This window comes from Blautia sp. DFI.6.71 (assembly GCF_020593585.1).
Lineage (GTDB): Bacteria > Bacillota > Clostridia > Lachnospirales > Lachnospiraceae > Blautia_A > Blautia_A wexlerae.
This window is the reverse complement of record NZ_JAJDMJ010000087.1, coordinates 1-6,820: the sequence shown is the minus strand read 5'-3', so window position 1 is coordinate 6,820 and position 6,820 is coordinate 1. Positions and strand designations below refer to the sequence as shown.

The 6,820-nt window shown below is 35.9% G+C and carries 6 protein-coding genes; 1 reads left to right on the top strand and 5 read right to left on the bottom strand.

From position 1 onward, the window contains the following. The coding region (locus tag LJE12_RS18900; protein WP_173700173.1) for a cation:dicarboxylate symporter family transporter at positions 1–233 on the top strand (233 nt) is incomplete at its 5' end. Between the two features lie 69 nt (positions 234–302). Here LJE12_RS18900 and LJE12_RS18895 read toward each other — a convergent pair. From LJE12_RS18895 to LJE12_RS18875, 5 genes are all read right to left on the bottom strand, one after another. Further along, positions 303–923, bottom strand: coding sequence for a carbohydrate ABC transporter permease (locus LJE12_RS18895; RefSeq protein WP_173741884.1), 621 nt, complete (start codon positions 921–923; stop codon positions 303–305). 225 nt (positions 924–1,148) lie between these two features. Continuing rightward, positions 1,149–2,045 (bottom strand): carbohydrate ABC transporter permease, encoded by an 897-nt coding sequence (locus LJE12_RS18890; RefSeq protein WP_227226572.1) that lies wholly within the window; start codon positions 2,043–2,045, stop codon positions 1,149–1,151. A 75-nt stretch (positions 2,046–2,120) separates the two neighbouring features. Further along, entirely contained in the window at positions 2,121–3,428 is a 1,308-nt protein-coding gene (locus LJE12_RS18885; protein WP_227226573.1) for an extracellular solute-binding protein, read from the bottom strand. A gap of 23 nt (positions 3,429–3,451) precedes the next feature. Then, a complete protein-coding gene (locus LJE12_RS18880; RefSeq protein ID WP_019163155.1) occupies positions 3,452–5,461 on the bottom strand; it encodes an alpha-amylase family protein in 2,010 nt (669 codons plus the stop codon). 98 nt (positions 5,462–5,559) lie between these two features. Further along, positions 5,560–6,777, bottom strand: a complete 1,218-nt coding sequence (locus tag LJE12_RS18875; RefSeq protein ID WP_227292363.1) for a response regulator transcription factor — start codon at positions 6,775–6,777, stop codon at positions 5,560–5,562. Between the last annotated feature and the right edge of the window lie 43 nt (positions 6,778–6,820).

Sequence of the window (6,820 nt, the reverse complement as noted above, 5' to 3'; positions counted from 1 at the left end):
TGATCATAATCCTTCTGGCAAACGTACTCCTGTCAGTAGGAACCCCGGGAATCCCGGGCGGTGCCATCGCATCCTTCGCAGCCCTCGCAACTATGGCAGGCCTGCCGGCAGGTGTTATGGGTGTTTATATCAGTATCAATACACTCTGCGATATGGGTGCTACCTGCGTTAACGTTATTGGCGATATGGCAGGCTGTGTAGTTCTGAAAGAGAAAATTAAGCTTGAGGATTAATACATAAGGAATACAAAAAAGTTGTTGTATCTTTTCATATTGGAAATGAAAAGTACAACAACTTTTTTATCACCCTTTAACAGCTCCGCTCATTAAACCATTCTCTATTTTTTCCTGGAAGAAAATATACGCAATAATTACCGGAATGGTTGTAAGACAAATTCCTGCCATGCTGGAACTATAATCTGTACTGTATTCTCCAAAAAATGCAAGAAGTCCCATAGAAATAGTACCTTTATCTTTATCAGAAATAAAAATAAGAGGAAACAACAGGTTATTCCATACCTGTATAAAATTAAAAATTGAAACACTTACAATTCCCGGAACTGACAGTGGCAAAATCATCTTAAAAAATACTTGATAAATATTTGCTCCATCAATTACCATCGCTTCTTCTAATTCTGTCGGAATTCCATTCATAAATCCAGTAAGAATCAAAATTGTCATTGGAAAACAAAACGCCGCATAAAGCAAAATCAATACCGGATAATTATTCATAATTCCAAGTTTTCCAAAAATATAAGACAACGGAATTAATACCGCCTGAATAGGAATCATCATTCCTGAAATAAACAGTAAATATATTTTTGATTTTCCGCGAAACTTAAATTTTGCCAGAACATACGATGCCATTGCTCCAAAAAGACCTGATATCGCAAGAGTTCCAACTGCAAGAATAATTGTATTCAAAAAATATCTTCCTATATTTCCCACATTCCATGCAGTTAAATAATTTTCTATCCGTAATTTCTTAGGTAAAGCAGTAAATGATGAAAATATTTCCAAATTTCCTTTAAAAGAACAGAAGATTGAAAATACCATCGGATAAATATTGATCAAAGCAACTATAATAAATATCAGAAATCCTATATAATACCCTGCGGAATGTTTTTTTGTTTTCATGATCTATCCCCCCTAATATTCTATGGATTCTTTCTGATTCATAAATTTCAAACTAAAAATAGAAACAGCAGCACTTAATACAAAGATGACCGTAGCAATCGCACTTCCAGTTCCATAATGACCATATCTATAAGCTTCATTATACATTAAAAGTGCTGGTACAATAGTACAGTTACTGGTTCCTCCTGTAGGTGTCAGAATGTATACAGTATCAAAAATCTTTAATACTCCAGTGATCACCATGATCGTAGACATTTTTAATGGTTCCCAAAGCATTGGAATATAAAGATTCCAAATCTTTTTCCAGCCAGTTGCTCCATCTAATTCTCCTGCTTCCAAAACAGAATCCGGTATAGAAGTAAGACCAGCCAAACAAATGATCATATAATATCCTACACTGGTCCATGTACTGACAACAATCAGACATATCAAAGAAGTTTTAGGATTAACCAGCCACTGCTGAATATAATTTCCAAGTCCAATTTTAATAAGAAGACTATTCAGAATTCCCTTGTCAGTAGGAAAATAAATAAAATTCCATAACAATGCTACTGCTGTCACTGATAAAATCATAGGAATAAAAAATGCAGCTTTAAAAAATCTCTGTCCTTTTTTGAAATGATGGATCAGTAATCCAAGTCCAAATCCAATAGGAACCTGCAAAATAACACTTACAACAACGTAAATAAGAACATTCTGCAACGACTTAAGAAAAACTGCATTATGGAACAGATTACTATAATTCTTAAATCCTACAAATTTAAGCGGCACCGCCTGAAGCCCAGGCCAGTCATTAAATGAAAAATAGACAGACATAACTACAGGTATCAATTCAAAACAAAGATAGATCAATACTGCAGGTATCAAAAATACCGCAATAACTTTCTTATTTTTCCTTATTTTTTCCAAAATAACCCCTCCTCTTTTCTATTTTTGAGTAAACAAAAGGAAGGGTGCTCTCCCCCCTTCCTTTTGCTTTATCTGTCAGCTCTGTGGACGGTTTGCATCAATATCTGCCTGAATAGTCTGTGCTGTATTCTCAGCGGAATCAGACAGCATCATGTTCAAAATTCCATTTCTTGAAGTATCTACTAATGTAGAGCAGGTATCATAGTCAAAATATTCTCCTACAGAATCTTTAATAGTACCTGTATATTCAACCATATCTTTGAAAATCTGCGGTGCGTCTTCCGGTGCATCAATATCTTTATATGGAGCAACTCTCATCGCTGCATTCATACGTGCCTGAATAGACTCTTTAGATGTCATATATTTCACCAGTTTTAGAGTTGCCTCTTTTTCCTCATCACTCATAGTTCCTGAAAGCATCCATCCGGAAGTATATACTACATGTGTATCTTTATACTCTGGTTTATCTTCAAAGTATGGGAATGCAAAGAATGAAATATCATCCAAAATTTCTGATTCAGAATTAAACATTTCAGGAATGATAGGGCTGCTGTGAGAAATCATTGCTACTTCTCCGGTGAGGAACTGATTCATCTGAGTATTATAATCCATTCCTTCAAATCCTTCTGCAAAAGCACCTTTATCTTTTAAATCTTTTGTAATCTGCAGGCATTCTACTACATCATCATCCGTCCATTTTTTCTCGCCAGTACCCAATTTTATAATGCCATCTCTTCCGATTCTTTTAGCAAGAATATTATTAAAGATATGTCCCATAACCCAGGTATTCTTTCCGCCTACTCCAAACGGAGTAATTCCGGCAGCAACCAGCTTATCAATATCCTCATACAGTTCATCCATTGTTTCTGGAGTTTTCTCAATACCGGCTTTTTCAAATAAAGCCTTATTGTAGAAAATAGCATCCACATTCAGTTCATTTGGCAATGCATAGATTCCATCTACTCCATAAGCACTCAGATCATATGTATCTAATGCTCCATCCAGGAACGTGTTCTTCCATTCTTCATCTTCGTTAAGTGAATCTGTCAGATCCAACAGAACTCCATTCTGTGCCCATTCTTTCAGGCCGGCAATTGCCGGATAATAAAAGATATTTGGTGTTTCTCCTGTAGATAATGCAACTTTCAGTTTATTGTTATAAGCAGATTCCTCATAAACAGAATCGTTCTGAACTTCAATATCAGGATTTTCTTCCATAAATGCTGCAATCTGGTCTTCATAAACCTTTGCTATAGGTGTATCACCACTGTCACGGCTCATAAATGTAATCTTAACTTTATCTGCTGCAAATACCGGTGTAATAGATGATAATGCCATTGCTGCCGCTAATACAGCCCCTAAAACTTTTTTCCCTGTCTTCATATAAAAACCTCCTCTTTTCCTTACTAATTTTTGTAACAAACAGCAGTCATCTGATGTCCCTTAATCTCTTTTAGAGTAAATTCAAGTTTTTTTCCATCCTGTACAAATGGAACTTCCTGTTTATCGGGTATTGTATAAATTTTCTCTACTTCACGTTCTTCTGTCATAGTAATCTTAAGATTATATAAAGGAATAATATCATCAACAATCTCAAGATTTTTACATTTCTTCACCGGTACATAATGAAGTACATGTACAATTCTTCTGTTCTCTTGTTCCTGATCTAACACTGTAACTTGTGTTGTTGATGGTCCATTATGCTGAATCAGCGGATTCGGAAGCATTCTGTCTAATTCATTTCTCAGGATCTTTTTATACCATGCAGGTGCCCAGTTCTGATATGTTGTAAAAATCGGATGAATAAAATACGCTGTATTTTCTGTTTCCACAATACCAGGATATACTTCTTTTCTTCCTGATGGAGAATGAAGATGAGAACAAAAATGTTCATATGTACGATTAAATACCGGCGGGATTACTTTCTGGACAAACTGAGCCTCATCTGTCGCTTCTACAAGTGTTCCTTTGTCATACATTACATGTTCTGCATCTGCAAGACCCTTTGCCAGATGTTCTTTCGGCCATATAAAATCCGGACTATATGGTGCATCTCCAAGATATTTTACTGCCAGTTCTGAGATCATAAATTTCTGGTGATCTTTGTCAAGACCAGACTGATAACTTGCCAGTAATTTGCCTCCTGCATTTATATAAGCACTCAGTTTCCGGCCTAATATTTCATCTACAGGAATTACATCCGGTAAAATTAACAACCTGTATTTTCCAAAATCAGAAGTACTGTCAATAAAATCAAACTGATATCCATATTCCATCAGAAGTCTTGCCACACCTTCAGATGCACCTGGAATCTGTCCTGCTACGCCTGTAGCATAAAATTCTTCTGCTGTAAAAACACCAATTTCAGATACTGGTTTTGCATTCTCACACCAGGGTTCTTTTTCTTCTACAGATTTATAAACCCTTCCGATCTGCTGATACATATCCTTATTCAATTTTCCCCAGTAATCCATCTGGTCACCAATCGTACATTTGCATCCATGGGAAAGCATGGAAAATACTTCATATTCCATAGCTGCCTCATTACGAAATGCATGAAAATCGCCCCATTCTGTGTGGAATCTGCTTGTCAGTCCAAGACACTCTTTTCCAAAATTCCTCATATATTTAGCAGAAACAGGAAAATCAAGATATCCCCATTCTACTCCCGGAAGAGATTCAAAAGAAAAATACGAATAATCCTTTATCACTGGTTTATCGAGATATCCAACATGTCCTTTGTTATAGCAGACATGAAAATCTGGATTATATTTTTTTGCAAATGCGGTCAGATCTTCGACCATATCATAATAAGTCCACCTTGCAAATTCCTGACGGTCTTCCTTTTTTGCAGGATTCAGACCTTTTTCCCGCATAAGTTTCTGGCAGGATGGACAGCAGCATTCATTCATAAAAGCTGCATCATACCATACTCCATCTCCCGGAATCGTTTCCAGAACTTCTCCGAACTGCTTTTTCAAGAAATCACGATACGGTGTATTTACACAAAGGTTTTTATAAAAACCAGCCTCAAAATACCCCTTTCCCTTATAGTCCTGAAGTGCTCCGTTTTCATCAATACAGATCCATTCCGGATGCATATCTGCGATTCTCTTGTTCCAGCGAATGGTTGTATAAAGGTTTACCTGTATTCCACGTTTTCTGCAGGCTTCAGCCTGTTCTCTCAACAAATCTCTGTGTGCCAGATGAGGATGGACCATTTCCGGAAACATTTTGGAATCATAATATAAATTTCCGTGATGTCCACAAGAAAACAAAGTAATAGAATTCACGTGCGCATCCGCAAGAGTCTGGGCAAACTCTTCCGCATCAAATTCTGAGCAGACCCCCTCAATGGCTTCACTGGTGTGAAAATCCAGATGAATTTGTCGAAATGGAATTTCCTTTTCAGCCATTTCCTTTTACCTCCTGTCTTTTGATGAGACAAGATTACCATTTTTGTGCTATTACGTGAATGTAGATTCTTTGGACGTCTGGGAAATATTTTGGATAATTACATTTTTCTCTCTTCCTGGTACTTAGACGGAGAAATACCATAATACTTTTTAAAATTCTTGCTAAAATAATAAACGTCACTGTATCCTATTGACTCTGCAATTTCTATAAGTGTTTTATCCGGATACTCTGTAAGATATTTCTTTGCCTGTTCCAGACGTGTCTGAGTCAAATACTTACTTAATGAACATCCTTTTTCTTTTTTAAATATATTACTTAGATAACTCGCATTCACCCCAATTGTATCTGCTACCAGATTCAAGCTCATATCAATCCTACTATAATTACTATCAATAAAATCTACTGCATCATTTACTTTTTTCTTTGTTGCAGGAAGTTTATTTTCTGCTGCACATATGCGGCATTTTTCCAATATACACATTAATACACTTCTAATTTCTTCAATTTCACCATTATTCTGCAATCCTGTTAATTGTCTCTGTTCTTTTTCCACAACTAAAGAAAAATCAACTCCCAGTTCAGACATATACAGACAAATATGGATCAGAATATCCGTAGATATATATACTGCTGTGTCAGAAAGGACATTCTGTTCTTCCATTTGAATAAACATTTCACCTATCTCTTTTGTGAGCATTTCATATTCATTTTTTCTGATATAATACAAAAATACTTCCGAATCATATAACGATGATCGTATAAATTGAAACATATCTACTGGCTCGTAAATCAGAATTTTCTGTTCTGTTTTTCCTTTTCTGGCTGCAGAATATGCCTCCTGATAGGCCGCTTTCAATTCTCTGATGTCTGAAAATACCCTGCTGATTCCTCCATTCCAGTTCCTTTTACTATTCATAATTTCCTGCATATAAGTACAGAGAAGCTGAATCTGATATTCCATATTCTCTTCTCCAAATAGAATAAAAGCATATCCTTGGTTCATAGAAATCATTTCATATACCGGAAAATAATCCTGGATTATTTCTTCCATTTCTTCTGCCATTTTGTTATTCTGTTGTTTATTTTCAGGTCTAATCAAGGCCACTGATAATGGTTTATCAAACGGAATCTTCATTTCCTCCCATTTACTCTGCTGATTTTCAGAAGGTACCATACCTGAAAGCTGTTCTAAAAGAAACTGATCCTTTTGCATTTTCTTTACAGAAGATTTCTGTCTATAAATATGTTCCAGTTTTTCTTTACACTTCTGAAGCTCTTTTGTTAATTCTTCAGGGTCCAACGGCAATGTGGTCAATTTACCGTCAACTTAAGGAAAATCGTCAGATTTTATCCTAATT

Coding starts and splice junctions, on each gene's coding strand:
- LJE12_RS18885 (WP_227226573.1), bottom strand. CDS start 3,428: ATGAAGACAGGGAAAAAAGTTTTAGGGGCTGTATTAGCGGCAGCAATG.
- LJE12_RS18880 (WP_019163155.1), bottom strand. CDS start 5,461: ATGGCTGAAAAGGAAATTCCATTTCGACAAATTCATCTGGATTTTCAC.